The organism is Deinococcus frigens DSM 12807, assembly GCF_000701425.1.
GTDB classification, from domain to species: Bacteria; Deinococcota; Deinococci; order Deinococcales; family Deinococcaceae; genus Deinococcus; species Deinococcus frigens.
Map to the genome: position 1 here is coordinate 1 of NZ_JNIW01000139.1, position 1,517 is coordinate 1,517.

The window sequence follows — 1,517 nt, forward strand, 5'->3', positions numbered from 1 at the left end:
ACCCTGTCCAGTTATGCGGATGCGAGCCGGAGAGATCAGACTGGCTTTCATGCTCTGACGGTACGCGTGGCGCATCAGCGCGCTGCAAGTCACAAACCGCTGACAAGTAAGAGGATGAAATCCCGGCGGGCAGACACGTCCATGTCACTTTGTTGCAGATACACTCATCCCGTACCCCGGCCTGAAGTCGCCGTCATGCGCCGGATCGCTGGGATCGGTGACGCCGGGGGGGGCACATCTACCTCCGCCGCGAGCAAGTGGGATCGCAGTGACGCCCACCGGGTTGCTGACGGGACCCTCCCCGCGCTGATCCTACTGGGCTTTAGCCCGGATGTCCCGCTCAGCAGCGAGCTTTTACTGGCCCAGACGGTTAGCGAATTTCTGGCGCTGCTGTTCAGATGTATCAAAATCGGCAGGCAGCGACAAACATTGCCCAGCACGAACATCAGGCCACCAATTGCACTGATCAGCCGTCCAAGCCGTTTTCCTTCATTCTTCACGCTACACAGGTTGGCGGCGTCTGAAGTCGGGAAGTTATGAAAAGGTTGTTGAGATGGTCCCATCCGAGGTGGTCGCCCCAATGGTCGAGCCTTTCTCCCAGTTTGCTGCTTAGCGGTTTGCCTGGCTCAAGCCGCAAATCAGGAGCACCAAGTCCACGCTGGCTGTTACGCTCCCTCCATGAGCATCACCCCGGATACTAAAATTGAGCGGCTGTTGCGACATCTGGCGCACCAACTCTCTCAGTATCTTCCTGAGACGCTGCTTGGCCTCTACCTGCACGGCTCTCTGGTAACTGGCGATTTCAACCCCGAGCGCAGCGACATCGACCTCCTCGCCGTTCTCTCCCATGACCCTTCCGAGCAGACGATTGAACACTTACAGGTGTTCCACAGCCAACTGAACGCTGATGAACCTGCCTGGTGTGGACGAGTTGAAATCAACTACATTTCCGTTGCCGCTCTTGAGTCCTTCCGAACACAGCCGCGTCTGATGGCCCGCATTAGCCCTGGCGAACCGCTTCACTTGGTTCTAGCGACGCGGCATTACCTGTTGCAGTGGTACATGGCCTGGTACAGCGGCGTTGCCCTGTTCGGCCCACCACCGCAGCAAATCATGCCAGGCCTTGACCGCGCTGAATTTGTCGCGGTCGTCCGAGAACATGCCAGCAACTGGAAAGTATGGATCGCTGAGATGGACCCTCACCACGCGGGGAGCCATGTCTACGGCGTGCTCACGCTTTGCCGTGCCTTATATTCCGCGACCACCGGGGAACAGGTTTCCAAGAAACAGGCCGCGAAGTGGGCAGCCTTGCAACTCCCTGAGTGGGCTTCCCTGATCGAATGGGCGGTGACCTGGTGGTACGGCCCTGGAGAAGCAAGGCCACGTCCTGATTTTTCGACCGTCAAGGATTTTATAGTGGCGGTCAGTGACCGAATAACCGATATGCGTGAGTAAGATTGGGCACCAAGAGTGGAGTGAACCCATAACTCAGGACCAGTGGGCAAGCACTTCTAAGC

General features: G+C 57.7%; 1 protein-coding gene. It reads left to right on the forward strand.

The genetic code is table 11. The annotated features are described in order from the left end of the window. Positions 1 to 678 precede the first annotated feature (678 nt). Complete coding sequence (locus Q322_RS0119995; protein WP_051668819.1) at positions 679 to 1,455, forward strand: aminoglycoside adenylyltransferase domain-containing protein; 777 nt, start codon at positions 679 to 681, stop codon at positions 1,453 to 1,455. Positions 1,456 to 1,517 lie beyond the last annotated feature (62 nt).